Raw genomic sequence first — 23,592 nt, 5'->3', positions numbered from 1 at the left:
TCCTTGGAGGGGCTGTTTCTCCTCCGGTAGGACGCAATGCGGCCGCGATTGTGCGCTCCTTCCGTGCAATTCGCGTGATACTCACTTCACGCCAATTCATTGGCCGCTTGCACCTGCTTGCGCTAAGTATCGAGCCTTGGGCAGGGCCGGAAAAGCCGGGAGGCAGAGCGTTATGAGCGTGGAGACAGGTGAGGCAGGGCAGGCGGCGCTGGCAGATATGCTGGCGCGGCTGGAGCGGGTGCCTGGACGCAAGATTTCCGGCAAGGCCGCCGAAGTGCTGCGGACCGGAAAGAAATCGGATTTTGCCACGGAAACCTGCGCGGCACTGGATCTAACCTTCGACGGTATCGAGGGCGACCGGCATGGCGGGCGCACCCGCCGCTCCGGTGGACGTGAGCCCTGGTATCCGCGCGGCACGGTGATGGTGAACGAGCGTCAGCTCTCCATCCTGTCGGTGGAGGAACTGGCGCTGATTGCCTCGCGGATGGAACTGGACGCGCTGCCTGCCGGCTGGATCGGCGGCAATGTGGTGACGCAAGGCATTCCCAGCCTCAGCCTGCTGCCGCCGCGCACGCGGCTCGTGTTCGGGAGCGGGGCTGTCTTGCGTGTGGATGGCTACAATTCACCCTGCCGGGCGGCTGGCCGGAAGATCGCGGAGCATGTGCCGGACCGCGAAGGGCTGGATCTGCTGTTCCCGAAGACCGCGCAATATCTGCGCGGCCTTGTCGCTTTCGTCGAACTGCCGGGGCGCATCCTGCCCGGCGACGCCATCACGGCGCATCTGCCGGAGCACTGGATCTATCCGGGCTGATGAGGGCAGAAGGGGTTACTTCCCCTTCTCCAGATGCTCGAAGCGCAGCCCAATGGCGCTGCCTTGCGGGAAACCTTCCCAGTATGTGTGGTCAGCGTTGGGCTTGCCATCCGCATTCATCGACCACACGCCGTCCTCCGCATAGGGCAGGAGCTTGAGGTACTTGCCCTCGTCCGTCTTGCTCTTGAGGTTGATGTTGAGGAAGGCCGTGGTGAAGTGCTGGAGGATGTTGTTCATCCGCACGCTGTCCCAGACCGGATCAGCATAATGCTGGAATGGCGGAAAGCCGATGGCCTCGCTGAAGGCATAGCTTTCTGCCGGGGCAGGCATGGGGGCCGCTGCGTTGTGTCCGGCGTTGACGAAGGTCAGCAGATAGCGGTCCGTGCCCTTGGCCTCCTGCCAGATCTTGCGGATGCCGTCGCTGTAGCCGGAAATCTCGTCCTGATTGCCGCCCACGATCAGCGCCGGAACGCGCAGGCCCGCAAGACCGTCCGCATTCATGGCATTGGACTTGCGCGCCCAGGGGCCGACAGACACGATGGCCTTGAGGCGCGGATCGATCAGCGCTTCATGGCTCTCGCTTCCGGCCAGATGGCGCTCAAGGAACGCGCCCTTGCCATCAGTCCACGAAGCCTCGCGGGCAAAATCGGCAAGGCCTGCACCGCCGGAAATCAGCGTGCCATAGCCGCCCATGGAATAGCCGATGAGACCCGTCCGTTCGGTGGACAAGAGGCCGTCCAGCTGGCCGCCCGGCGTCTTGCCAAGCTCTTCCATGGCATTGAGCACGAACATCTGGTCCAGAGGCCGGTTGACCAGCGTGGAAATGAATGCGGCCTTGTTGTCATAGGTGGATTCGGTGTGATCAATCGAGGCAACGACAAAGCCCTTGCTCGCAAGGTTCTCCGCCAGATGGCTCATCAGGAACCGGTTGCCCGGATAGCCGTGGGAAATGATGACCAGCGGATAGGGGGCCCCGCTCCGGTCAGGCTCCGCACTGCGCGAGGAACGGCCATGAAGCTCGATCATGGTGCTGCCGTCCCGCATCATCGCCTCGAGCGGCACGGGCTTTGCGCCTGCGGCGGCCGGATAGAACACCTCGACCGTCAGAGGCCTGTCATAGAGGTCAGGCTCCTTGCCAGGCTCCGAGTTCAGCACATCGATCTGGCCCGGATTGGTCAGTTCAACCGTGGTCACACCAACCCCATAGCTTCCATAGGCCGCAAGCACGGGCGCATCGGGGCGGATGGTGTCTATTCTGTTGTCGGCCATTGCAGTTCCAGGGGGGACAGCGAGGGAGAGAAGCAGCGGGGCCACTGCCAGCAAGTGCCTGATTTTCATGATGACCTCGAAGGAAATGCAAGCGTGAAATTGTGCAGATTGCAACTTGTGCCGGGATAGTGCGGCCTCAATGTGCCCGTCCTGTGGCAATGAAAAGGCCGGGCCAAGGAGGCCCGGCCTTTTCAGCCAGAACAGTTGTTTTTGCCCGTCAGGCGGCGCGGACACCGCTGAGGAAGCTTTCCACCTCGGTGCGAAGCGCCAGCGCGTCGCGCGTCACCGCTGCTGCGGCCTGTTCCACACTGTTGGCAGCGCCGCGGGTTTCGCTGGCCGCGTGGGAGACTTCGAGGATGTTGTCCGTCACATCCTGCGTGCCGCGCGAGGCCTGTTCGACGTTGCGGGCGATTTCGCTGGTGGCAGCACCCTGTTCCTCGACGGATGCCGAGATGGCGGCCGCAATGTGGTTCATCTCTTCCACCGTCTTGCCGATGGATTGCACCGCGTCCACGGCCACCCGCGTTTCCGACTGGATGGCCGAAATCTGCGTGGTGATTTCCTCGGTTGCCTTGGAGGTCTGCGAGGCCAGTTCCTTCACCTCGGCGGCCACGACCGCGAAGCCCCGGCCTGCTTCTCCGGCTCGCGCCGCCTCGATGGTGGCGTTGAGGGCAAGGAGGTTGGTCTGCTCGGCGATGGCGCGGATGAGGTCCACCACTTCGCCGATCTTGTTGGCGGCGTTGGCAAGGCCCTGGATCTGGCCATCCGTGCGCCGGGCTTCATCCACCGCCTGCATGGCAATCTGGGAGGAGCGGGAAACCTGGGAGGCGATCTCCGAGATGGAAGAACTCAGCTCTTCCGTTGCGGAGGCAACCGTCTGCACGTTTGCGGCAGCCTGCTGAGCTGCCGACGCAACGGCCGTCGAGCTGGAGTTCGTGCCTTCGGCGATGCGGGCCATGTTGCGGGCGCTGCCTTCCATGCCGGAGGCGGACTGTGTGACCGCCTGCAACAAAGCCGCAGCACTCGCATCGAAGCTGCGGGTCAGCTCCTCGATATGCAGGGCGCGTGCCTCGCGCTGGGTCTGCTCGGCGGCCTGAGACTGGGCCAGATCACGGGCGCGGATCATCGTGTCACGGAAGATTTCCGTTGCCTCTGCCATATGCCCGATCTCGTCCTTGCGGCCGGTGCCGGGTATGGTGACGGTCATGTTGCCGTCTGCGAGCTGCCTGGTGACGCTGGTGATGGCTTCCAGCGGGCGGGTGATGCTGTTGGAGAGCACGAATGTGCCTGCGGCAATCGCCAGGACCAGCGGCACCATCCACATCAGCATCGTGAACAGTTCCGAATAGAAGGCAGCGCTGATGTCGTCGATGTAGAGCGCGGATGTGATGGCCCACTGCCACGGGTCATAATTCATGGTGTAGGCAAGCTTGGGAGCAGCCTCCGTCTCATTCAGGCGCGGAAACTGGAACTCGGAGAAGCCGCCGCCCTTGCGCCCTGCTTCGATCTCGCCCTGAACAAAGAGATTGCCCGCAGGGTCCTTGGAGTTCCAAAGGTTCTTGCCTTCGACGGATGCGCTGGGATGCGCCAGAATGAGGCCCTGATTGGCCGGGCTCGCATCGATGGCGAGGAAATAGTCGTTACCGTTGAAGCGCATGGTGCGCAGCACGGCCTTTGCGTTGGCCTGGGCCGTCTCAAGCGGCACACCGGCTGCCTTGGCTTCCTCGGCAATGGCCTTCACGACGCTCTGTGCTGTCTCGACCTGTGAGCGGATCAGATCACGCCGGTCTTCAAGCATCGTGCTTCGCAGTGAAAAAATCTGTACCAGTCCAGTCAGCAAAACGGCACTGAGTGCCATCAGAGACAAGATGAGCATCTTCTGCTTGATCGTCATTCGTTCGCCCCTCGCGTCAAAGTTCTTCTGATCAGAACAGCAGAATCTTTACATGAAATTAATCGGTGTAAATTTGAAGAATGAGGTTTCCTCATATATAAGTCGAAACACACGTAGAGTTATTCTTTTATATACTTGATTTATTCTGTATTTTCCTGAGGTTGAAGGAGGCGTCTAAATGCTCTGAGTTTGTTTGTATAAAAACAAATAGGTGAGATGTGTTCCTGATGATATTTTTGCTCACGAGCCACCTTCTCAGGCGCTGGTGAGCTTTGAAAAATACCGGAAGCAGCCACTTTGGACGGTTTCATGTCTTGCACGGGCTGCTTGCATTCCTGATCATGCGGCAGTTGTTCCGCTGCTTGAGCCGCGCATGAGCGTTGGCACAGAGCGCAGAATTTCGATCTGACCGGCTTTCCGGCACGCGCCGGCGGACGCCTTGGCATGTCCTGGCGTTGCCGGCGCGGCTCAGGCAACAAATAAGGGGAACTGACGTGCTGCCGATCCATCACATGATTTCCGGAGGGCCGCGTCCTGTGGCGCCGTTTTCCCACGCGGTAGAAGCCGATGGCTGGGTATTTGTCACTGGCCAGATGCCGACGGATCCGGCAGCCCCGGACGCGCCGCTGCCGGAGGGGATCGCCGCCCAGACGGCGCGGGTGATGGAGAACCTGAAGCTGGTGCTGGCGGGCGTTGGGCTCGGGCTGGAGCATGTGACCATGGCCCGTATCTATCTGACGGACTTCCACCGCGACTATGCGCTTATGAATGAAACCTACAGCCGCTATTTCGAGCCGGGCAAGCTGCCTGCGCGCACCTGCATCGGTGTGACTGGCCTTGCCGTCCATGCGCTCGTGGAAATCGATCTCATTGCACGGCGTCCGTGAAGCGCCAGTTCCCGGGCTCTTTATGCGCGGCGTGGCTCACTCTACGTCTGCTTCGGCGATGCGCAGGCCAGAACCCCAGTCTGCGAGCTGGTCATTGATGTCATCCAGCACGAAATGCCGGGCAGAGTCCCGGTCGTAGCCTTCTGCAAGAAGCGTGTCGTATTCCGTTGCTGTGTGGCGGATGTGGGAGGTCAGGGCCTGCTGCACGGCAATGGACGGCGGCAGGTGGCGCAGATGACCGGCCATGGCGCCACTTAGAACCGCCTGTGCATCAAACAAGGGAATGCGCGGTGCGATCTGGCGCAGCGCCTTGCGCATGTCTTTCTGACGGCGCGTGCCCCCTGTCTGGGGCACCGCAGGTTCAGTTCCATCTGGCACCAGCGATCTCTCCTGATCCTCAATTCACAGGCAGAGATACCATACCTGCCGCTGCTGCAGACTGATGATAGTCCGTGTGCTCCAGCCATGCAGCCGCATCCTTGGCAGGCATCGGGCGGGCGATCAGGTAGCCCTGGATATAGCGGCAGCCCAAGCTTTTCAGGCGGTCGCGCTGTGCGTCCGTCTCGATGCCTTCCACCACACAGTCGAGGGACATGGAGCGGCAAAGAGCAATGATCGAGGAGACAATGCCGTGCCCGCTCGGGTCATCGATCCCGGACACGAAACTCTTGTCGATCTTCACCCGGTCGATCGGCAGGCGGTGCAGGTAGCCAAGGCTCGAATATCCTGTGCCGAAGTCGTCAAGAGCCAGACGGGCGCCCGTCTGGCGCAGCAGCCGCATGGACTGTTCCGCCCCTTCATAGCTGCGCATGACTGCCGTTTCCGTGATCTCGAACATCAACCGGCCGGGCTGTATCCGGCTGCGCCCAAGCAGGGTGAGCAAGGTCAGTACCGTCTCCTTGCTGGTGATGTCGTGTGCCGACAGGTTGAAGGACAGCGAGAGATGCGCCGGCAACTGGCTCATTGCCGCCAGCGCCTTGGCAAAAAGCGTAATGGTGAGGCGGCGCATCAGCCCGGAGCGCTCTGCTTGCGGAATGAACTGGTCCGGAGAGACCTGACCGAGAAGGGGGCTGTTCCAGCGGGCCAGCGCTTCAAAGCCGGTAACGCCGCCTTGCTGCAGGTCGAGAATGGGCTGCAGGTAGACCTCGAATTCCTCTTCAAGGTCTGCCCCTTGCAGGGCGCTTTCGATTGCCCGGTCAGAACGTATCTGCCTTTCATGCTCGACAGAATAAAGCGTTGCCTGACCGCGCCGTCCAGTCTTGGAATTGTAAAGGGCGTAATCGGAGCGGTCGAACAGTTCGTGGACCGTGCGCCCGGCATCCGGGAAGACCGCGAGCCCGCAGGAGCAGCCAATGCGGACAAATATTCCCTCAATCTCATAAGGGGTCGCGATGATGTCGCAGATCGACTGGCCAAGGGCCTCCAGTTCATTTGCCGGAGCCTCGATGATCATGCCGAACTCGTCGCCGCCCAGGCGGCTGATCTGAAACCGGGTACCGCTGCTGGCAAGCCCCTTCAGCCGGTCGCCCGCTTCTGCCAGCAGCAAGTCACCAAAATGGTGGCCGTAAGTGTCGTTCACCGGCTTGAACCGGTCAAGGTCAAGGACACCGACAGCAAAGCTGCCATGCGTTGCGGCTGCCTCCTGGATGCGTTTTTGAAGGGTTGCGAAGAAATGGCGGCGGTTCGGCAGGCCGGTGAGCGCGTCCGTATGGGCCAGGATGGCATTTTCCTCGCTCAGCCGTTCCGTTTCCTGCTGCTTCTGTGCCAGAGCCCGCTGTGACTGGATCACTTTGGTGAAGGCTTTGTGGCCGTTGAACAGCACCTGGATCAGAACAAGGCTGACTAGAAAGATATTCATTGAGATGGCATGGAAAACCGTCAGATCCAGGCGGCTGTAATAGGCAATATAGGGCCCTGTGACCAACGCCATGACCAGCAGGGCAGCCTGAGGCAGGTTGATCAGGCAGAAGATGCAGCCGACGACGGTGATCGCGATGAAAAGCGCGACATGCCCCCGCTCCAGCGGTCCGCCATAACTGTCAAGGGCCAGCGACCAGGCGACATAGGCAAGCGCCAGGACACCGCTCAGGAATAGCGTCTTGCGCAGCTGATAAAGTGCTTCTTCCGGAGTGACCGCGTCTCCTGGACGGCGCAGCCAGACGATGGCCCTGACTGTGCAAATGAGGAAAAGAGGCAACAACAGCCAGATTGTCAGGTAATCCGGTGCCAAGCCGTAGTGAGTAAAAGATACGGCACCTGCGTTTACCACCAACAAGGCATAGAGCAGCGGAACTTGCCGGCGCAGCTCTCTGAACTGAGCCTGCAGGATTTCCGGCTGCTGCCCGGACAAAGTCATCCAGTTCAAAAAGCGGCGCATCGCGTTCACTCTGGGCACTCTCCTTTTCCAGAGAGTATGATGCCAAAATGATAACTTGCATTTAATGCGAACTAGCGTTTTTTGAAACTCTGCCGCAAAGGCATGTTCATATTTAATGCCTTTATTACCTCAGGTTTTGGGGGGCTTGGGATATTCTCATCGCTGCAGAAAGATATGCAGGCTTCTCTTCTGTATTTCTCTTTCTTGCTGCAGCCGTTCTTGGACATTCTGCGGCAGTTGAATGTCCTCAAGGAGCTCCGGCGGCAAATCAAGCAGCCGGACCGTGCAGTCGCGCCTGCTGGCTGCCCGCCTGAGGCGTGCTGCAATGAGAATGGCGAGTGCGGCGGCATATTGATGAGCTCTGCTGAAAACCATGACAGTCTCCTATAAAGAAAGTTTTTCCTTTCTAAATTTGATTTCAGAATATGGAAAGTGAAATCTTTTTATATGTCCGGTGCCGTGCTATGTTCGGCGCATGTCAGACAGAACCCGTACCCGTATTCTCAATGCCCTGAAGGCCGGTGGCCCGCAGACTGCGGCCGAGCTCGCCGCGTCGCTCTCCGTCACGCCTGTTGCCGTGCGCCAGCATCTGGACGGTCTGCTGCAGGAGGAACTGGTCGCCTTCGAGGACATGAAGGGGGCCGTGGGCCGTCCGCGCCGCGTCTGGGCGCTGAGCGCTGCAGGTCATGCCCGTTTCCCGGACAATCATTCTGCCCTGATCCTGTCGCTGCTGTCCGGATTGCGGGAACTTCACGGGGAGCAAGGCGTGGAGGACCTGATCGCCTTCCGTGAGAAGGAAATGCAGGCGAGTTACGAAAAGGAACTGGCTGGCGCCTCAGCGCTGCCGGACCGGCTTTCCTGCCTTGCGGATCTGCGCAACCGTGAAGGCTACATGGCCGAAGTGGAGCGCGACTTGGACGGCAGCTGGCTCTTTATCGAGAACCACTGCTCCATTTGCGCTGCGGCTTCCGTCTGCCAGGGGCTTTGCCGCTCGGAACTGTCGCTCTTTGCAAGTGTCCTCGGGCCGCAGGCTGAAATTGAGCGCTGCGAGCATCTGCTGTCGGGCGGACGGCGCTGTGTCTACCGTATCCGCGAGCGGGCCAGCAGCTGATGCAGCTGAGCGTTTTTCTCTTTAGCTGTCCTGCAGGGCTGTTGCGGCCACGCCAAGCCCGCTGAGTGTGACTGCCAGAGTGTCACGGAGGATCTCGAAATCCTTCCGCCGCGGGGACGTCCGCCGCCAGGCAAGGCCTACCATGCGGGCTGGCTGTGGATCCTGAAAGCGGAGCAGGGCAACGCGGTCGTCGCGCACCTCCACATCGGCGCAGATTTCCGGCAGGAGGGTGACACCATAACCGGCGGCCACCATCTGCATGACGGTGGCAAGGCTGGTCGCGCCCAGGGAGGAGCGGCGGCCCGAGGTGACGATCTGGCAATAATTGAGTGCCTGATCGCGCAGGCAGTGACCTTCCTCCAGCAGCAGCAGTTCTTCCTGCCGTATCTCGTCGATGCCAATCCGCCGCCGCTCGTCGAGATCGGGTGTATTGTGGACTGCCAGAAGGAAGCGGTCCTCGAAGAGGGGCAGGGTGGTCAGCTCCGGCTGAGCCAGGGGCAGGGCGGCGATGATGGCGTCCAGTTCTCCGGCCATCAGTTCCTGGACCAGCACGTCCGTCAGGGTTTCGCGCAGGGTCAGACGCAGATCCGGATGGCCGCTCTGCAGTTTGGGCAGGACCCGTGGCAGAAGATAAGGCGCAATCGAGGGAATGATGCCAAGACGCAGCGGTCCTGTGAGCGGCTGGCCCCTGTGGCGGGCGTAATCCATCAGATCACGCACATCGGCGAGGATACGCCGCCCGCGCCTGACCACTTCCTCGCCCTCCGGGGTCAGCCGTGCAAGGCCGGAGCGCCGCTCGACAAGCATGACGCCCAGGCTTTCCTCAAGCTCCTTGATCTGCATGGACAGCGCGGGCTGCGTCACGGCAACAGCCTCTGCTGCCTTGCGGAAATGCAGGTGGGTGGCAAGAGCGTCGAGATAGCGAAGCTGGCGGAGTGAGATCATGTGATCAGTTTATCTTATTCGGTGGCCAAGGCAATCCTATTGGATCTTATTGCGCTGGTTCGGCATCGTGGGCCGGTGAGTAGTTTCCAGCTACTGGTGCCAGACTGGGCGGTCCTGAGGGCCGCCCTTTTTTTTATATTTGCTCAATAAATTACGCTACGTAAAATTCCTTTGAAACGCGTTCCGGCAAGCTTCGCGCAAGCTTCGGAGGGAGGCATTTCCCCCATCTGCGGGATTCTGTCTAATGCAAACTCTTGAACTGACAATCAAATTCGAGTTGATTAAAATTTTACGCGATAGTTGGTAAAACAAACTTAGAGAATACGTTTTGCCGTTACTCTTATCTTCAAGAATCGCTATTACGGTGCTGGCGTGTCCTCGAATGTGGGTTGAGAGATGACAGAAGCGTTGCAGACGGAGCTTGTGAATTTCGGCGGACTATCGTCCGAAGCCAGCGCAGACCGGAAGGCGGAACTTGCCCGCCATGTTGCCGTCCTCTTCTCTCTGACCTCAGACAAATGCTCTGACGAACAGATCGATATATACGATGCGGTTCTGCTGCGGCTTGTAAACATGGTGGAAGTGGAAGTCCGGCGTTTCGTTTCCGAGCGCCTGGCCGAGCTCCGCCGTGGACCCGAGCGCACCATCCGCCAGCTGGCGGGCGACGAGATCGAAGTCGCCGAAGCTCTTCTGCGCCGTTCCAGTGTACTCAAGGATCCCGAACTTGCCGGGATTGCCGATGTCAACAGCAATGCCCACCGCCTTGCCATCGCCCAGCGTGAGGTTCTGTCCGAGGAAGTCACAGACGTTCTGGTCCGCCGCGGCGACATCCGCGTCAAGCGCCGCGTTGCTTCCAACCCAGGTGCAGCGTTCTCGCTTGAAGGGTTCGAAGGCCTGCTGGATGCTGCGGCTGAGGATCATGCCTTGCAGCTTGCTCTCAGTGAGCGCCGCGATCTTGCCGACGCGCATATTGCCCGGCTTGTGGAAGTGGCAACCGAATCCGTCCGTCAGAAGCTGGTGATTGCCGGTGCGCTGGCCGATGCGGAGCAGCTGCCGCAGGCCGCCCGGATAGCCGAACAGCGCATGTCCAATGACTACTGGCTGAGCCGCTACGACTTCGAGGCGGCGCGCACCCGTGTACTTACCCTGATGCGGGATGGGCGCCTCAATGAGAGCAGCCTGCGCTGGCTGGCGGCAGACGACCGGTTTGCCGAAGCAGTGGTGGCTTTTGCCTCGCTGACGAAGGTCAGCCTGACCGAGGCCAGCAACTGGATGGTCCGTCTCGATGTGGAGCCGTTCCTCGTCGTTGCCAAGGCCAACAATCTGTCATCCTTGACGGTGGCGACTTTGCTGAAGGTCGGCCCGTGGCGCCACCGCCTGACTGTTCAGGCCAGGGCACAGGCGCTGGCGCGTTTCGATGCCATGCGGGTTGACGACGCGCGGCAGCGTTTCGCCCAGCGTTCAGAGCTTCCTGCTGACTGAGTTTCTACTGCGCCTCAAACTGATCTGGCCCGGCTCGAAAGAGATCCGGGCCTTTTTTCAAGGACTTGGCGCGAGAGCTGAAGTCCGTACATGTGCGTGCGCTAGGGCTGTATCAAACCGTCTGAACTGGCGCGGAATTGCGAGCCGCCAGAGTCACTTGGCCGGAGTGGCTGATGCTCTGAGTCCTGTGCTTCGCCTCACCACTCACATGAAGCCTTTCTTCACCTTGTGCCGGAACATGAGGCACCTCAGGGCTTGCACGTACGTCGAGCGTGGTATAAAGATATCTTTATATCAAGAAGCGCCGGTTGCGGCGGTATGGTGTGGACGGCATGAGCGGCGATCAGCATCTCTCCATCGAAGACCTGTTGTCGGGCCTGCGGGCAGCCGGTGAGCCGAGCCGTCTGCGGCTGCTGGCGCTGCTTGCCCGCAGCGAGCTGACGGTGAAGGATGCAACGGCAATTCTCGGCCAGAGTCAGCCGCGTATCTCCCGGCATCTGAAGCTGCTGGCGGAAGCCGGCCTTGTGCGCCGCTATCCGGAAGGCTCGTGGGTGTTCTACCGGCTGGCGGAAGATGCTGCGGGTGATCTCGCCCGTGATCTGGTTGCCCGGCTCACACCCTCCGATGATGTCCTCGAGGCCGATGCGGCCCGATTTGACGCACTTCGCAAGGCCAAGGCAGAAGAAGCGGCGGCCTATTTCGCCGCCAAGGCGCAGGTTTGGGATCAGGAGCGCTCGCTGCATGTGGCCGAGCGCGATGTGGAAGCGGCCATGCTCCGGGCGCTTGGCAGCAAGCCTTTCCAGTCGTTCCTCGACCTTGGTACCGGTACCGGGCGCTTGCTGGAGCTGTTCTCCCCGCTTTACACCAATGCCCTTGGTGTTGATGCATCGCATGATATGCTGGCTGTCGCCCGCGCCAATCTGGCGGGGCAGGGGCTGACACAGGCGCAGGTGCGCCATGGCGACATCTATGCGCTCAATGTTCCACCCGCTTCCTTTGATGTCGTGGCGGTGCATCAGGTACTGCATTTCCTTGATGATCCGGCCCGCGCCCTTGCCGAAGCGGCCCGTGCGCTGCGGCCCGGCGGGCGGCTCATGATTGTCGATTTTGCCCCGCATGAGCTTGAGTTCCTGCGCGAAGAGCATGCCCACCGCCGTCTCGGATTCTCCCGCGAGCAGATGGGCCGCTGGCTGCAGGGGCTTGGGCTTGACGTGGAAGACGTCACCGATCTTGTGCCTGCCGCTGCAGGAAATCATTCAGCACTGACTGTCACCCTGTGGCTGGCGCGCGACCCGAGGGTCGTGACGGACCTGCCGCTGGCTGATCTAACCCGCGAGGTTGCGTAACATGTCCACTTCCTCCGACGCCCGCCGCTCACGCGGCAGTGATTGTGCACCGGTCAAGGTGTCCTTCGAATTCTTCCCGCCGAAGACGGACAAGATGGAAGCGACCCTGTGGTCCACCATCCAGCGCCTTGAGACGCTGTCGCCGTCCTTTGTGTCGGTCACCTATGGCGCTGGTGGTTCCACCCGTGAGCGGACCCACCGCACGGTCGAGCGTATCCTCAAGGAAACGCCGATGCTTCCGGCCGCGCACCTGACCTGCGTTGGAGCCTCGCGCGCCGAAGTGGACGCGGTGGTGCAGGACTACTGGGACCTCGGCGTGCGCCATATCGTTGCCCTGCGCGGCGACCCGCAGGAGGGCATCGGTACGGCCTATGCGCCGCGTGAGGACGGCTATGCCTATGCCAGCGATCTGGTGGCCGGGATCAAAGCCATCGGTGACTTCGAGATATCCGTCTCCGGCTATCCGGAGCGCCATCCCGAAAGCACGGACTGGCAGGCCGAAATCGACAATCTGAAGCGCAAGATCGACGCTGGCGCGAGCCGCGTCATCACCCAGTATTTCTTCGACAACAACCTGTTCGAAGCCTATCTGGAGCGTATCGCCAAGGCGGGCCTCTCCATTCCGGTGGTGCCGGGAATCCTGCCGATCCTCAACTTCGATCAGGTGGTGAAGTTCTCGACCAGCTGCGGAACGACTATTCCCGAGTGGCTTTTCCGCCGCTTTGCAGGCCTTGATGATGATGCCGAAACCCGCAAGCTTGTCGGAGCAGCCGTTGCCTATGAGCAGGTAATGGATCTCGTCGACCGGGGCATCAGCGACTTCCACTTCTACACCATGAACCGCGCCGAACTGACCTTCGCTCTCTGCCACATGCTGGGTCTGGGGCAGGGCGAGACGGCACGTCAGGTGGCGTGAGGATCGGGCCGGACCAGAACCGGAAAGCATCTAAGGAACACATCCGGCGCGGCGCTTCAGGCCTGCGCCGGACAGAAATGATCTTCAGGTCCGCGTGGCGGACCTTTTGTGTGACAGGAACCGGATCACATCCATGCTGAAGAAGTCTGACGTTTTCGACCGCCTCCACGCTGCCGCTGCCAAGCGCATTCTTGTGCTGGATGGCGCCATGGGTACGGAGATCCAGACGCTGAAGCTGGATGAGGCGGCTTTCCGGGGCAGCCGATTTGCCGACTGGCCGCAGGACCTCAAGGGCAACAATGATCTTCTGAGCCTGACGCGCCCGGACGATATCCGCGCCATTCATGTGGCCTATCTGGAGGCCGGGGCGGACATCGTCGAAACCAACACCTTCTCCTCCACCACCATTGCCCAGGCCGATTACGGCATGGAGGCGCTGGCCTATGAGCTGAATTTCGAAAGCGCCCGCCTTGCCCGCGAGGCCTGCGCGCTGGTGACTGCGAAAGACCCGTCGCGCCCGCGCTTCGTCGCTGGCGCCATCGGCCCGACCAACCGCACCGCTTCCATTTCGCCGGATGTGAACAATCCCGGCTACCGTGCCGTTAGCTTCGATGACCTGCGCAAGGCCTATGCGGAGGCCGCACGCGGCCTGATCGAGGGCGGCGCCGACATCATGCTGGTCGAGACCATCTTCGACACTCTTAATGCCAAGGCCGCGCTCTTTGCCATCGACGAGGTGTTCGAGGAAAAGGGCGTCCGCCTGCCGGTGATGATTTCCGGCACGATCACTGACCTTTCCGGCCGTACCCTGTCGGGCCAGACGGCGGAAGCCTTCTGGTATTCCGTCCGGCATTCACAGCCCTTCTCCATCGGCCTCAACTGCGCGCTGGGAGCCAAGGAGATGCGCGCCCATGTGGCTGATCTTGCGCGTATTTCCGATACGCTGGTCTGCGCCTATCCGAACGCGGGCCTGCCCAATGAATTTGGCGAGTATGACGAGAGCCCGGAGCATATGGCGGGGCTGGTGGGCGAATTTGCCGCTTCCGGCCTCGTCAATATCGTCGGCGGCTGTTGCGGCACCACGCCGGCCCATATCCGCGCCATTGCAGAGGCCGTGGCTGACAAGGCGCCGCGTGTGCTGCCCGATGTGCCGCGCCTGATGCGCCTGTCCGGCCTTGAGCCCTTCGTGCTGACGCCGGAGATCAACTTCGTCAACGTCGGCGAGCGCACCAACGTCACCGGTTCTGCCCGCTTCCGCAAGCTGGTGAAGGAAGGCAACTATTCGGCTGCGCTGGATGTGGCACGCCAGCAGGTGGAAAGCGGTGCGCAGATCATCGACGTGAACATGGACGAGGGGCTTCTGGACTCGGAAGCCGCCATGGTCACCTTCCTGAACCTCATCGCCGCCGAGCCGGATATCGCCCGTGTTCCTGTCATGATCGACAGCTCCAAGTGGACGGTCATCGAGGCGGGCCTCAAGTGCGTGCAGGGCAAGCCCATCGTCAACTCCATCTCGCTGAAGGAAGGCGAGGAGGCGTTTCTGGCGCAGGCCAAGCTCGTCCGCCGCTATGGCGCGGCCGTCGTGGTGATGGCCTTTGACGAGAAGGGGCAGGCTGACACCTTCGAGCGCAAGACGGAAATCTGCGCCCGCTCCTACAAGGTGCTGACGGAGAAGGCGGGATTTGCGCCGGAAGATATCATCTTCGATCCGAACATCTTTGCGGTGGCCACCGGCATCGAGGAGCATAATAACTACGGCGTCGATTTCATCGAGGCGACCGGCTGGATCCGCGAGAACCTGCCCCATGCCCATGTGTCGGGCGGCGTGTCGAACCTCTCCTTCTCCTTCCGCGGCAACGAGGGCGTGCGTGAGGCGATGCACTCGGTGTTCCTCTACCACGCCATCAAGCGCGGCATGGACATGGGCATCGTCAACGCCGGTCAGCTCGCCATCTATGACGACCTCGACAAGGAACTGCGCGACCTGTGCGAGGACGTGGTGCTCAACCGCTCGCCGGACGCGACCGACCGGATGCTGGAGGCGGCCGAGCGCTGGAAAGGCGAGGGCGGCAAGAAGAAGGAAGCCGACCTCAGCTGGCGCGAATGGCCCGTCGCCAAGCGGTTGGAGCATGCGCTCGTCAACGGCATCGACGATTACGTGGTTGAGGATACGGAAGCCGCCCGCCAGACCGTGGAGCGTCCGCTGCACGTGATCGAGGGGCCGCTGATGGACGGCATGAACGTGGTTGGCGACCTCTTCGGTGCGGGCAAGATGTTCCTGCCGCAGGTCGTGAAGTCTGCCCGCGTGATGAAGAAGGCCGTGGCCTATCTGATGCCCTTCATGGAAGAGGAAAAGCGCCTCTCCGGCCTTGAGGGCTCGTCCTCTGCGGGCAAGATCCTGATGGCGACGGTGAAGGGCGATGTGCATGACATCGGCAAGAACATCGTCGGCGTTGTGCTCCAGTGCAACAATTTCGAGGTGATTGACCTCGGCGTCATGGTGCCTGCGGCGAAGATCCTGGAGACGGCCAAGGCGGAGAAGGTGGATATCATCGGCCTGTCCGGCCTCATCACCCCGTCTCTGGACGAAATGTGCCACGTTGCCGCCGAGCTGGAGCGCGAGGGGCTGGATGTGCCGCTGCTGATCGGCGGAGCAACCACCAGCCGCATCCATACGGCGGTGAAGATCCACCCGAACTATGCCCGTGGCCAGGCCATCTACGTGACCGATGCGGGCCGCGCCGTGGGCGTTGCCTCGCGCCTCATGAGCGAAGGCCAGCGCGATCCCTATTACGCCGAGATCCGAACCGAGTATGCGGAGATTGCGGAAGCGCATGCCAATGCCCGCGGATCTGGTGCGCGCGTGTCCATTGTTGATGCCCGTGCCAATGCCTTCACCTGCGATTTCACCCGCAAGCCGCAGGCACCGCGCAAGCCCGGTATCACCCGCTTCGACAACTTCCCGCTGGAAGAACTGGTGCCGGTGATCGACTGGACGCCCTTCTTCTCCACCTGGGAGATCAAGGGCCGCTATCCGGCCGTGCTGACGGACAACCGCTATGGCCCGGCGGCCAAGGCGCTTTATGACGATGCCCGGCGTATGCTGGACGAGATCGTCGAAAAGAAGCTGCTGACGGCAAGGGGCGTTGCCGGCCTGTGGCCTGCACAGGCGCGGGGCGACGACATCCTGCTCTTTGGAGGCGAGGACCGCAGCAGCCCGATTGCCACCTTCTACACCCTGCGCCAGCAGATGGCCCGCACCGCAGGCGGACGGTCGAATGTGGCCCTGTCCGACTTCGTGGCGCCGGAAGGCTCCGGCATTGCCGACTGGGTGGGCGGCTTTGCCGTCACCACCGGTCACGGCGAGGATGATCTTGCCGCCCGCTATGCCAAGGCGGGGGATGACTACAACAAGATCCTCAGCCAAGCCCTGGCCGACCGGCTTGCGGAAGCCTTTGCCGAAAAGCTGCACCAGATCGTCCGCAAGGATCTGTGGGGCTATGCGGCGGATGAGACCCTCAGCAATGAAGAGCTGATCGAGGAGAAGTATCAGGGCATCCGCCCGGCGCCGGGCTATCCGGCCCAGCCGGACCACACCGAAAAGCGCACCCTGTTCGATCTGCTCGGCGCGGAAGAGGCGACCGGTATCAGCCTGACGGAAAGCTACGCCATGTGGCCGGGCTCGTCGGTTTCCGGCCTCTACTTCAGCCACCCGGACAGCCATTATTTCGGCGTCGGCAAGATCGAGCATGATCAGGTGGAAGACTACGCGCAGCGCAAGGGCTGGGACCTAGCCTATGCCGAGCGCTGGCTCGCTCCGATCCTCAACTATGATCCGCGCCGCCGCGCAGCGGCGGAGTGAGGCGTTGGATTTGAGGAGCAGGCTGCACCGCTCAGCTGCCTGCTCCTCGTGCGGTCTCAGCGGCCGCTGGACGACTCGCCCACAGCGATGAACGAAAAGCTGCGATTGCCGGCAGCGCCGTTGGAGGCGCCGGTGATGGCAGTTGCACTGGCTGCCGACAGGAACGGGAAGACCACGTTGTCGAGCGAGCTCTCGCTCATGCTGCCATACATGACCTGTGAGCCTGTGATGGCCGGCACGCCTGCGAAGTTGCCGTTGAACGAGATCTGGTAGACCCCCGGTCCTTCATTGATGACTGCGAATTCGTAATCCCCGGCGCCGCCGCTGCCGGATGCGATGGTGCCGTCGGCGTTCACGACGCCCCAGATGATGTTCATGACATGACTCCTTGTCAGAGGGTGACTGGCAAAGACTGGGACGCAACGGGGCAGCTTGTGTGAATACACGTGCTCAACGGGCAGGGGCGAAGCTGTCCCGGCAGGCCGAAGGTATCCGGCCCCTTTGATCCACGCGTGCGAGCGGTAAAGCACCTTCAGGCAACGTGTTTTCCCGAAGGCACGAACACACTGTTCACTTGCGGTGGCCTAGTTCTCCAGGAGATGCAGGTTTATCTCTAGCGCCACGAACAACCGGCACTTCACCTCCAAGGAGAGCTCTCATGTCCAAGACAATTCTCAAGATTGATGCCTCTGCCCGCAAGGCAGGATCCGCGACCCGTGATCTCACTGAAAAGCTGGTCAACGGCCTTGCTGCCAAGATCGCTGGCGCCAAGACCGTGACCCGCGACGTTGCCGCCGGCTTCCCGCTGGTTGATGAAGAGTGGATCGGCGCCAACTTCACTGACCCGGCAGCCCGCACCGATGCGCAGAAGGCGAAGCTTGCCCTCTCCGACAGCCTCGTTGCCGAGCTGAAGGCTGCTGACGTTATCGTCATCGCCGCTCCGGTTTACAACTTCGGCATTCCGGCTGCGCTCAAGTCCTGGATCGATCTGGTGGCCCGCGCCCGCGAAACCTTCCAGTACACCGAAGCCGGCCCGGAAGGCCTGCTGAAGGGCAAGAAGGCTTACATCGTTGCAGCTTCCGGCGGCACCCCGGTCGGCTCGTCCTATGACTATGCCACCACCTACCTGCGTCACGTCTTCGGCTTCCTCGGCATCTCCGATGTGGAAGTCGTGGCTGCCGACAAGCTGGCCATGGACGCAGAGGGCAGCATCAAGGCCGCGAACGAGGCCATCGACGCTCTCGTCGCCAAGGCTGCCTGAGTTCAGCGACAACTCCGCCTCAGGCAAGATTTCACAGCCGCCCGAACGGGCGGCTGTGTTGTTTCAGGGCTACGCTTGGGATCCGCACGACCGGTCTGCCGTCCGGCCGGTGGCCCGGATATAAAACGCCCGCCGGATCATCATCCTGCGGGCGCTCCAACTGGATCCCTGATAATTTCTGATCACGCTTTTACCGCGCGGCTGCCGGCTGTTCCGGCCTGCCAGATTTCCATCTGATGCCTGTTTTCCACCCAGCCAGCATCAGATCCGCAGTCCTCCAGGTCTCCTACAGCGCACCAATCACAATGGCGCCCAGAAAGACGAAAGCTGCACAGACTGCGATCACGTCAAGATTGCGGACAATCGACATTGTTTTGCCTCCCGATGTCCTTTCCTGCACGTTCATCAATGTAGGCAAGGCTGCGGTCCGCGCAAAGCAGAAAATGTGCTGCACTGCGAAGGCCATTGCGTAAGCTTCCCGTTGCAAAGGAGTAAGGTGTTGATTATGCGCGTGAATGCCAGTCCTTGTCAGACAACTGCGGCCTGCTGCCGCCGTATTTCTGCATATAGGTTGCATCGGCCGCCTGCAGCGCTTGCGCTGTGTTTGGAAATGATGCCGGACGGATTTATCGAAACGCAGGCGCGGCAAGATAAATATTTGAGGTTGAGAATCTATTTGTAAGATTTATCATCGCCTTAATAGAAAAATAATACATTCTGCAAAATGTAGCTTCTTGATCTGACGTGTGCTTCGGGCGGGCAAAAATGCAAAATCTCGGCAGGCTGGCGGAACTTGCGAGGGATAACACCCCGGCAGGCCGGCGTGCGCTCGTCGATGCGGTGACAGACATGTTCATGACCGCTGCACCCGATCAGGTTGATCACATAAGCCTGCTGTTCGGCGATATCGTCCTCAAGGTGATTGGCAAGCTCGAGGAAGAAGCCCGCATGGCGCTCGCTGTCCGCATCAGCGCCGCGGATGCCGCCCCGCATGATCTGATCATGTCGCTTGCTGCGGATCGAATCAATGTGGCAGCTCCCGTTCTTGCCGGATCTCCCGTTTTGACGACCGATGATCTCGTGTCCCTTGCCGAGGCCGGCAGTATGGATCATCTGAGTGTCATCGCAGACCGCCGGCCGCTGAATGAGGCTGTGACGAGTGTCATCGTCAACCGGGGAAACACCGAGGTGCTGGCGACTGTTGCCAGCAACGAACAGGCCCGGTTCACGGACAATGCCTTTGACATGCTTCTTGAAAAGGCCCGTCATCATCCGATGATCCAGGAGGCGCTGATCGGCCGCGAGGATCTTCCCGCCGAGGGGGCCCGCAATCTCGTGCCGTACCTCTCCGAGGAGCTGAAGAAGCGTATCCTTGATCTGGGTGGCGATGGAACGCTGGTGCAGATCCTGGCGGAGCGCGCTGCGCAAGAGGTGCAGGCTCAGGTGCGTGATCTGGGAAGTGCGCAGTCCCGTGCGAAAATGCTGATCGATGACGTCAAAGCCCGCCGCCGTCCGATCGACGATGCTGTGAACCAGTTCTCCAAGACGGACCGCCCGGTCGACCTCGCCCATCTGCTGGCAGAGGTAAGCGAACTGCCCACCGCAATGGTGGCCCGGGTTTTCTTCAACGCTGATGATGCGCCGCTGATCATTCTGTGCCGCGCCAATGGTGTGACGGACAACGCCTACAAGAACATCGTCAAGCTGCGGGCACAGCGGCTGAAAATGAATGGCCAGGACATCAACGAGGCATTTTTGCGCTATGGCCGTATGCAGAGGGCTGAGGCTATGCGCGCGCTCGCCGTCATTCGCGAGCGCGCAAAGAAGGCGTCCTGAAGAAGGCTTGGCCGCAGATCAGGCTGCAGCCCGGCGCAGCGCAGCCGTCATGGCCGCAGCGCCAATCAGCAAAGACCCGCCAAGCCGGTTGAGAGCCTTCATCAGCGAGGGCTTGCGGATCTGCCGCCGCAGAGCGGATGCAGCCAGCGCGTAGACGCCAGCGTTCAATGCTCCCAGCACCACGAAGGTCACGCCCATCAGCACCAGTTGCGGTGCCACAGGGGCGGCAGGTGCAATGAAATGGGGCAGGAAGGCAATGAAGAAAGCGATGCCCTTCGGGTTGAGGCTTGTCACCACATAGGTGTTCCAGAAGATCTTGCGCGCCTCCATCGCAGGGGCTGCCGCGTCGAGCTGGTCAGGCGCAGGAACGAACGGCGGCTGCCGCCACATCTTGATGCCAAGCCACAGCAGATAGAGCGCACCAGCCCACTTCAGTGCCGTGAATGCGGTGGCGGAGGCGGCCAGCACAGCGCCGAGACCCAGCAGAGAGGCGGTGGCTGCCGTTGCATCCCCCAGGGCCACGCCCAGGACACAGGCACCAGCCGATTTGCGGCCGTGCGACAGTGCGTAGCTGATCACCAGCAGGATGGTTGGCCCGGGAATGGCGAGCACAACGAGAGTGGCCGCCACATAGGCGATGTAGAGTTCCAGTGTCATTCCCTATCCCCTTGAAACGTGCCCGGCGTCGGCCAGAGCGAGAAGCCAGCCATGGCGCAGGATGCTTTGCAAGCGGGATTGTGGGGTTGACGGCGTCTGACAGAAAGAAAAAGGGAGCCCGCAATGCGGGCTCCCTCTGGTGATTGGACTGGCAGTCCATGTTACTGGCAGAAGCGCTGTTCGCCGCCATAAGTGGTGAATGTGCCCGTGCGGGAATTGAAGCTGCGGTAGCGCGAGCTGCAGTACTCGTACCAGGCCGGGCTCCATGGCAGATAGCCGGGTGACACATCTGGTGCGCCATAGACCGGGCCGGGAGCCGGAATGGGGGCCGGAGCCGGCGGGTAATAGGCCGGGGGAGGCGTGGAGGCGCTGGCGCCACCGCTCATGGTGCCCAGAAGGATGGCACCGGCAGCAAGGCCGATCACACCGGCTGCGAGGGCGGCATCCGAGTTGTTGCGCTTGCGGTTACGCTCATGGTGCCTGTCCCGGCGCCGTTCGATCCGGCTGCGGTCTTCCCAGCCGCTGTCGTAGCCCCGGTCATAGCCGCGCTCGAAGCCGCGGCCATGACCCCAGCCGCCATGCCGGTCACCCCAGCCGCCCGCTTGCGCGCCGGTTGCCAGCGGCGCCAGCAGACTTGCCGAAAGGGCGGCAGTCAGAATGCGCTTGGTCAGGGTGTTCATCTTCCGTCTCCTTTGAGTGAGAGGGCCCGATCCGTGCGGCCCGTTCCTCTGTGTTCCGATGGTGCCAATTTGCCATGGGGGGACTGAATGCACTCTGAGATGCCCGTTCATCTGCCGTTCATGTTGGCAACTGCCGCAGCTGGGCCTTCGCGGACCGGCCGGGGCTGTCTTTTAGCGACGGCACGGATAGAATGGCGGCGAGGGAGATTGCTGTTCGGAGAACTCTGGTGACTGAAGCCGGAAAGGAAAAAGCTCTTCTTCAAGAGGTGGATGGTGAGGTACGCCGTCAGGCCCGGTCGCTGCTGCGCCTCGCGCGTCACGCCGCACTCGGTGTCCTGGAGGTGGAGACCGGCCATCCGCTGGTCTCGCGGGTGACCCCCGTTTCAGCCATGGACGGAACGCCCGTCGTGCTGGCTTCAAGTCTTGCGGCGCACAAGCCGGCCATGCTGGCAGACGGCCGCTGCTCGCTGCTTGTGGGAGAGCCTGGCAAGGGCGACCCGCTGGCCCATCCGCGCATGACTGTGATGGCCGTGGCACGGGAGATTGAAGGCGGCTCGCCGGATCATGAAGAGGCCCGCCGCCGCCATCTGGCCCGCCATCCCAAGGCCGAGCTTTATGTAGACTTTCCGGACATGAGCTTCTTCCGGCTTGAGGTGGTGCGTGCCAGCCTCAATGGCGGTTTCGGCAAGGCCTATGCACTAAGTGCTGCAGATCTCGTGCTGCCGGTTGATCTCTGCGCGCCGCTGTCCGGCTGGGAGGCTGGCGCTGTTGCCCACATGAATGAAGACCACGCGGACGCGCTCGCCCTTTATGCGCAGGTCCTGTGCGGCCAGCCCAAGGCGAAATGGCGTCTGACAGGTCTTGATCCCGAGGGGCTGGATCTTGCCGCCGGCGATCTTGCCTGCCGGTTGTGGTTCGACACTCCGCTGACGGAGCCAAAGGCCCTGCGCGAGAAACTGGTGGAGCTTGCCAAGGCGGCAAGAGCGAGAGAGCAGGCCTGACAGACTGCCGGGGCACTGCGGTGTTCTGAAGCCTGAGACTTTTGTTGCGTGAGTGTTGCAATTCCCGTCTAAATTGCTTTCCGTAAGGGCAAGGGAGGGGGTTATGACAGACACCATGATCCAGAGTTTCAAGGTGACGTGCTGGAATATCGAGCATGCAGACAAGCTGCTTGATGATCTGGACACGGCCGCCAACGATGTCCGGGAAAAGGCGGAGGCCCGTCTTGCCGCAATCCGCGACGAGATTTCCGCCCTTGGGGCAGATGTGCTGATGATCAGCGAGGGTCCGAATGGAGAGGGCCGGGCGAAACGCTTTTTCGAGAGCGCGGCGCCCGGTTACAGGCTTGTGACGCGTGGCTCGGATGACCGCAGGGCCTATGGCATGCAGGGTACGGATGCGGTGACTGGCCGTCAGTGGATCTGGTTCCTGTTACGGGACATTCCTGCCCTCTCCGGCTCGCTGCTGCATCTGGACCAGTGGAAGCGTCTGACGGAGGCCAGTTCCGGAGGCGAACACAAGGCTGGCACCTGGGATGTGGCCTTCCCGGAATTCCGGGACGGCCAGCTCCTGTTCCGCATCACCCGCAACCACAGCCATTGGCGCCACCCGCAGGTGTTGCTGGCCAATGTGGATGGGGTGAGCATCGAGTTCATCGGCTGTCATCTCAAGAGCAAGATCACCCGCACCTCCGGCAAGGGGGACGTGTCGGATGCCGCCTTCTTCGACAACAATCCGGGGCTTGTGGCTGACCTGATCAACTCCCGCGTCAAGATCACGACCGAGTGCAATGATATCCGGCACTATATCGACGCACGCTTTGCTGCCGATGCAAGTGCGCCGCTGATCGTGCTGGGGGATCTGAATGATGGGCCGGGAAAGGAACGGATCGAGCGGCGGTTCCTCTATCACGACCTGATCAGTACGCTGCAGGGCGAAATCTTCTTTGCCCGGCGCTTCCTCAACCACGCCCTGTTTGATGCGCCGGAGGAGGAACGCTGGTCGGTCTTTTTCCGCGATAAGCTTGATCCTGGCCGCAGCCCCCGGATCTTGCTGGATCACATCCTGTTCAGCCAAACCTTTACCGGCAACCGGCAGGTGACGGGGAACAGCTTCCGTGCGCGGCAAGGGGGAGGTCTGGTGGAACACGAGGTCCATCACGCCATTACTGGAACGCGGCCGGCCTTCGCCATGACGAGCGACCACAAGCCTGTCTCGATGCATTTTGACAGGCGCGTGCAGGCCTGAAAACTGCCGGG

Annotated in this window: 21 protein-coding genes; 11 read left to right on the top strand and 10 right to left on the bottom strand. The window is 61.4% G+C overall.

The window, feature by feature from the left end; translation table 11 throughout:
- The first annotated feature begins 172 nt into the window (after nucleotides 1–172).
- A complete protein-coding gene (locus V6L75_RS17180) occupies nucleotides 173–811 on the top strand; it encodes an MOSC domain-containing protein (RefSeq protein WP_334252706.1) in 639 nt (212 codons plus the stop codon).
- Between the two features lie 15 nt (nucleotides 812–826).
- Here the strand turns inward: V6L75_RS17180 and V6L75_RS17175 are convergent, their stop codons facing one another.
- Both V6L75_RS17175 and V6L75_RS17170 read right to left on the bottom strand, forming a co-directional pair.
- Complete coding sequence (locus V6L75_RS17175; RefSeq protein ID WP_334252705.1) at nucleotides 827–2,080, bottom strand: alpha/beta hydrolase family protein; 1,254 nt, start codon at nucleotides 2,078–2,080, stop codon at nucleotides 827–829.
- A gap of 217 nt (nucleotides 2,081–2,297) precedes the next feature.
- A complete protein-coding gene (locus tag V6L75_RS17170) occupies nucleotides 2,298–3,974 on the bottom strand; it encodes a methyl-accepting chemotaxis protein (RefSeq protein ID WP_334252704.1) in 1,677 nt (558 codons plus the stop codon).
- 512 nt (nucleotides 3,975–4,486) lie between these two features.
- Here V6L75_RS17170 and V6L75_RS17165 point away from each other — a divergent pair.
- Nucleotides 4,487–4,861, top strand: coding sequence for a RidA family protein (locus tag V6L75_RS17165; RefSeq protein ID WP_334252774.1), 375 nt, complete (start codon nucleotides 4,487–4,489; stop codon nucleotides 4,859–4,861).
- Nucleotides 4,862–4,897: 36 nt separating this feature from the next.
- Here the strand turns inward: V6L75_RS17165 and V6L75_RS17160 are convergent, their stop codons facing one another.
- From V6L75_RS17160 to V6L75_RS17150, 3 genes are all read right to left on the bottom strand, one after another.
- Complete coding sequence (locus V6L75_RS17160; protein ID WP_334252703.1) at nucleotides 4,898–5,239, bottom strand: DUF2293 domain-containing protein; 342 nt, start codon at nucleotides 5,237–5,239, stop codon at nucleotides 4,898–4,900.
- A 19-nt stretch (nucleotides 5,240–5,258) separates the two neighbouring features.
- Nucleotides 5,259–7,238, bottom strand: a complete 1,980-nt coding sequence (locus V6L75_RS17155; RefSeq protein ID WP_334252773.1) for a putative bifunctional diguanylate cyclase/phosphodiesterase — start codon at nucleotides 7,236–7,238, stop codon at nucleotides 5,259–5,261.
- A 156-nt stretch (nucleotides 7,239–7,394) separates the two neighbouring features.
- Nucleotides 7,395–7,613 (bottom strand): hypothetical protein, encoded by a 219-nt coding sequence (locus V6L75_RS17150; RefSeq protein ID WP_334252702.1) that lies wholly within the window; start codon nucleotides 7,611–7,613, stop codon nucleotides 7,395–7,397.
- A gap of 100 nt (nucleotides 7,614–7,713) precedes the next feature.
- Here V6L75_RS17150 and V6L75_RS17145 point away from each other — a divergent pair, with 100 nt between their 5' ends.
- Nucleotides 7,714–8,349 (top strand): helix-turn-helix transcriptional regulator, encoded by a 636-nt coding sequence (locus V6L75_RS17145; protein WP_334252701.1) that lies wholly within the window; start codon nucleotides 7,714–7,716, stop codon nucleotides 8,347–8,349.
- A 21-nt stretch (nucleotides 8,350–8,370) separates the two neighbouring features.
- Here V6L75_RS17145 and V6L75_RS17140 read toward each other — a convergent pair whose 3' ends face one another.
- Nucleotides 8,371–9,294 carry a LysR substrate-binding domain-containing protein gene (locus V6L75_RS17140; RefSeq protein WP_334252700.1) on the bottom strand — a complete coding sequence of 308 codons (924 nt, stop codon included), beginning with the start codon at nucleotides 9,292–9,294 and terminating at the stop codon, nucleotides 8,371–8,373.
- A gap of 396 nt (nucleotides 9,295–9,690) precedes the next feature.
- Here V6L75_RS17140 and V6L75_RS17135 point away from each other — a divergent pair, with 396 nt between their 5' ends.
- The 4 genes from V6L75_RS17135 (at nucleotide 9,691) to metH (ending at nucleotide 16,900) form a co-directional block, all read left to right on the top strand.
- Nucleotides 9,691–10,776: a DUF2336 domain-containing protein gene (locus V6L75_RS17135; RefSeq protein WP_334252699.1), complete on the top strand. Its 1,086-nt coding sequence runs from the start codon at nucleotides 9,691–9,693 to the stop codon at nucleotides 10,774–10,776.
- Nucleotides 10,777–11,108: 332 nt separating this feature from the next.
- On the top strand, nucleotides 11,109–12,122 hold the full coding sequence (locus V6L75_RS17130; RefSeq protein WP_334252698.1) for an ArsR/SmtB family transcription factor: 1,014 nt from the start codon (nucleotides 11,109–11,111) through the stop codon (nucleotides 12,120–12,122).
- A 1-nt stretch (nucleotide 12,123) separates the two neighbouring features.
- On the top strand, nucleotides 12,124–13,038 hold the full coding sequence (metF, locus tag V6L75_RS17125) for a methylenetetrahydrofolate reductase [NAD(P)H] (protein WP_334252697.1): 915 nt from the start codon (nucleotides 12,124–12,126) through the stop codon (nucleotides 13,036–13,038).
- A 133-nt stretch (nucleotides 13,039–13,171) separates the two neighbouring features.
- Entirely contained in the window at nucleotides 13,172–16,900 is a 3,729-nt protein-coding gene (metH, locus tag V6L75_RS17120; RefSeq protein WP_334252696.1) for a methionine synthase, read from the top strand.
- Nucleotides 16,901–16,956: 56 nt separating this feature from the next.
- On the opposite strand, the gene V6L75_RS17115 is transcribed toward metH, so the two are convergent.
- Entirely contained in the window at nucleotides 16,957–17,277 is a 321-nt protein-coding gene (locus V6L75_RS17115; RefSeq protein WP_334252695.1) for a hypothetical protein, read from the bottom strand.
- A 281-nt stretch (nucleotides 17,278–17,558) separates the two neighbouring features.
- Here V6L75_RS17115 and V6L75_RS17110 point away from each other — a divergent pair, with 281 nt between their 5' ends.
- Complete coding sequence (locus tag V6L75_RS17110; RefSeq protein ID WP_334252694.1) at nucleotides 17,559–18,161, top strand: FMN-dependent NADH-azoreductase; 603 nt, start codon at nucleotides 17,559–17,561, stop codon at nucleotides 18,159–18,161.
- Nucleotides 18,162–18,447: 286 nt separating this feature from the next.
- Here V6L75_RS17110 and V6L75_RS17105 read toward each other — a convergent pair whose 3' ends face one another.
- Nucleotides 18,448–18,627, bottom strand: coding sequence for a hypothetical protein (locus tag V6L75_RS17105; RefSeq protein WP_334252693.1), 180 nt, complete (start codon nucleotides 18,625–18,627; stop codon nucleotides 18,448–18,450).
- A 299-nt stretch (nucleotides 18,628–18,926) separates the two neighbouring features.
- Here V6L75_RS17105 and V6L75_RS17100 point away from each other — a divergent pair, with 299 nt between their 5' ends.
- Nucleotides 18,927–19,997, top strand: coding sequence for a DUF2336 domain-containing protein (locus tag V6L75_RS17100; protein ID WP_334252692.1), 1,071 nt, complete (start codon nucleotides 18,927–18,929; stop codon nucleotides 19,995–19,997).
- An 18-nt stretch (nucleotides 19,998–20,015) separates the two neighbouring features.
- Here V6L75_RS17100 and V6L75_RS17095 read toward each other — a convergent pair whose 3' ends face one another.
- Together V6L75_RS17095 and V6L75_RS17090 are read right to left on the bottom strand one after the other, a co-directional pair.
- Entirely contained in the window at nucleotides 20,016–20,654 is a 639-nt protein-coding gene (locus V6L75_RS17095; protein WP_334252691.1) for a LysE family translocator, read from the bottom strand.
- A 161-nt stretch (nucleotides 20,655–20,815) separates the two neighbouring features.
- A complete protein-coding gene (locus V6L75_RS17090) occupies nucleotides 20,816–21,334 on the bottom strand; it encodes a BA14K family protein (protein WP_334252690.1) in 519 nt (172 codons plus the stop codon).
- A gap of 227 nt (nucleotides 21,335–21,561) precedes the next feature.
- Between V6L75_RS17090 and V6L75_RS17085 the strand changes: the two genes are divergently transcribed.
- Together V6L75_RS17085 and V6L75_RS17080 are read left to right on the top strand one after the other, a co-directional pair.
- Nucleotides 21,562–22,335, top strand: a complete 774-nt coding sequence (locus V6L75_RS17085; RefSeq protein WP_334252689.1) for a HugZ family pyridoxamine 5'-phosphate oxidase — start codon at nucleotides 21,562–21,564, stop codon at nucleotides 22,333–22,335.
- A 103-nt stretch (nucleotides 22,336–22,438) separates the two neighbouring features.
- Complete coding sequence (locus V6L75_RS17080) at nucleotides 22,439–23,581, top strand: endonuclease/exonuclease/phosphatase (RefSeq protein ID WP_334252688.1); 1,143 nt, start codon at nucleotides 22,439–22,441, stop codon at nucleotides 23,579–23,581.
- The last annotated feature ends 11 nt before the right edge of the window (nucleotides 23,582–23,592 follow it).

This window comes from Pannonibacter anstelovis, from assembly GCF_036881715.1.
Lineage (GTDB): Bacteria > Pseudomonadota > Alphaproteobacteria > Rhizobiales > Stappiaceae > Pannonibacter > Pannonibacter anstelovis.
Note: the sequence above shows the minus strand (reverse complement) of the source record. Positions and strands in the feature narration are given on the sequence as shown.

Coding starts and splice junctions, on each gene's coding strand:
- V6L75_RS17180 (WP_334252706.1), top strand. CDS start 173: ATGAGCGTGGAGACAGGTGAGGCAGGGCAGGCGGCGCTGGCAGATATG.
- V6L75_RS17175 (WP_334252705.1), bottom strand. CDS start 2,080: ATGGCCGACAACAGAATAGACACCATCCGCCCCGATGCGCCCGTGCTT.
- V6L75_RS17170 (WP_334252704.1), bottom strand. CDS start 3,974: ATGACGATCAAGCAGAAGATGCTCATCTTGTCTCTGATGGCACTCAGT.
- V6L75_RS17165 (WP_334252774.1), top strand. CDS start 4,487: ATGATTTCCGGAGGGCCGCGTCCTGTGGCGCCGTTTTCCCACGCGGTA.
- V6L75_RS17155 (WP_334252773.1), bottom strand. CDS start 7,238: ATGCGCCGCTTTTTGAACTGGATGACTTTGTCCGGGCAGCAGCCGGAA.
- V6L75_RS17150 (WP_334252702.1), bottom strand. CDS start 7,613: ATGGTTTTCAGCAGAGCTCATCAATATGCCGCCGCACTCGCCATTCTC.
- V6L75_RS17145 (WP_334252701.1), top strand. CDS start 7,714: ATGTCAGACAGAACCCGTACCCGTATTCTCAATGCCCTGAAGGCCGGT.
- V6L75_RS17140 (WP_334252700.1), bottom strand. CDS start 9,294: ATGATCTCACTCCGCCAGCTTCGCTATCTCGACGCTCTTGCCACCCAC.
- V6L75_RS17135 (WP_334252699.1), top strand. CDS start 9,691: ATGACAGAAGCGTTGCAGACGGAGCTTGTGAATTTCGGCGGACTATCG.
- V6L75_RS17130 (WP_334252698.1), top strand. CDS start 11,109: ATGAGCGGCGATCAGCATCTCTCCATCGAAGACCTGTTGTCGGGCCTG.
- metF (WP_334252697.1), top strand. CDS start 12,124: ATGTCCACTTCCTCCGACGCCCGCCGCTCACGCGGCAGTGATTGTGCA.
- metH (WP_334252696.1), top strand. CDS start 13,172: ATGCTGAAGAAGTCTGACGTTTTCGACCGCCTCCACGCTGCCGCTGCC.
- V6L75_RS17115 (WP_334252695.1), bottom strand. CDS start 17,277: ATGAACATCATCTGGGGCGTCGTGAACGCCGACGGCACCATCGCATCC.
- V6L75_RS17110 (WP_334252694.1), top strand. CDS start 17,559: ATGTCCAAGACAATTCTCAAGATTGATGCCTCTGCCCGCAAGGCAGGA.
- V6L75_RS17105 (WP_334252693.1), bottom strand. CDS start 18,627: ATGGCCTTCGCAGTGCAGCACATTTTCTGCTTTGCGCGGACCGCAGCC.
- V6L75_RS17100 (WP_334252692.1), top strand. CDS start 18,927: ATGCAAAATCTCGGCAGGCTGGCGGAACTTGCGAGGGATAACACCCCG.
- V6L75_RS17095 (WP_334252691.1), bottom strand. CDS start 20,654: ATGACACTGGAACTCTACATCGCCTATGTGGCGGCCACTCTCGTTGTG.
- V6L75_RS17090 (WP_334252690.1), bottom strand. CDS start 21,334: ATGAACACCCTGACCAAGCGCATTCTGACTGCCGCCCTTTCGGCAAGT.
- V6L75_RS17080 (WP_334252688.1), top strand. CDS start 22,439: ATGACAGACACCATGATCCAGAGTTTCAAGGTGACGTGCTGGAATATC.